Genomic DNA, 1,059 nt, shown 5'->3' on the forward strand with positions numbered 1-1,059 from the left:
GGGCGGCCCTGGGATTGGCGTGTTGAGCCGGGGACATGGGGGCTGCGGCCTAGCAGGGGGTCGGCACGCGGTCCAGGGGAAGACTATAATGCCCGCCATGCCCTTCGATCCGCACGCCCCGTCCCGCGAGGATGTCCTGGCCCGGAACCGCCGTGCCGTCGCCCTCTGGCTGATCCTGGTCGCCGCCATGGTTTGGGTCATGGTGGCCCTCGGCGGCGCCACGCGCCTGACCGGCTCCGGCCTTTCCATCATGGAATGGGCGCCGATCCGCGGCATCCTGCCGCCGCTGAGCGAGGCGGAGTGGCAGCGCCTCTACGATCTCTACCGCACCATTCCGCAATACGAGCTGGTGAACCAGGGCTTCGGGCTGGCGGGCTTCAAGGGGATCTTCTGGCTGGAATGGACCCACCGCTTCTGGGGGCGGATGATCGGGCTGGTCTTCGCCGGCGGGCTGGCCTGGTTCTGGGCGCGGGGGCGCATCCCCGCCGGGCTCGGTGGCCGGCTGGTGCTGCTGCTGGCGCTGGGCGGGCTGCAGGGGGCGGTGGGCTGGTTCATGGTGGCCTCGGGCTTCGAGGCCGACCGCACCGCCGTGTCGCCCTGGCGGCTGGTGATCCATCTGACGCTGGCGCTGGTGCTCTATGCGGTGCTGGTCTGGACCGCGCTCGGGCTTCTGCATTCGGAGCGCGAGGCGCCGTGGGGTGAGGCACCGGGGGGCGGGCGGGCGCTGCGGCGGCTTGCCCACGCCACGGCGGGGCTGGCCGGGCTGACGATGCTGGCCGGCGGCTTCGTGGCCGGGATCAAGGCGGGCTTCGACTACAACACCTTTCCGCTGATGGCGGGCCAGTGGGTGCCGGACGGCTACCTCTTCCTTTCGCCCGCCTGGAGGAACCTGTTCGAGAACGTGGCCTCGGTGCAGTTCAACCACCGGCTCCTGGCCACGCTCACCGGCCTGCTGGCCATCGGCACCGCCTGGTACGGGCTTTCCGTCCTGCCGCGCGGCACGGCCGGGGCGCGGCCTGTCTCTTGATCACATCTACGCACAGCTCCACCGTAAGGCGA

At 71.1% G+C, this 1,059-nt stretch carries 1 protein-coding gene; it reads left to right on the top strand.

The features are described from left to right. Positions 1 to 88 precede the first annotated feature (88 nt). The gene (locus ROTAS13_RS24900) at positions 89 to 1,027 is read left to right on the top strand and encodes a COX15/CtaA family protein (protein WP_253187777.1); all 939 of its coding nucleotides are present in this window, start codon (positions 89 to 91) and stop codon (positions 1,025 to 1,027) included. The last annotated feature ends 32 nt before the right edge of the window (positions 1,028 to 1,059 follow it).

Origin of the sequence: Roseomonas sp. TAS13, assembly GCF_001950415.1 — a bacterium.
Classification (GTDB): domain Bacteria; phylum Pseudomonadota; class Alphaproteobacteria; order Acetobacterales; family Acetobacteraceae; genus Roseomonas; species Roseomonas mucosa.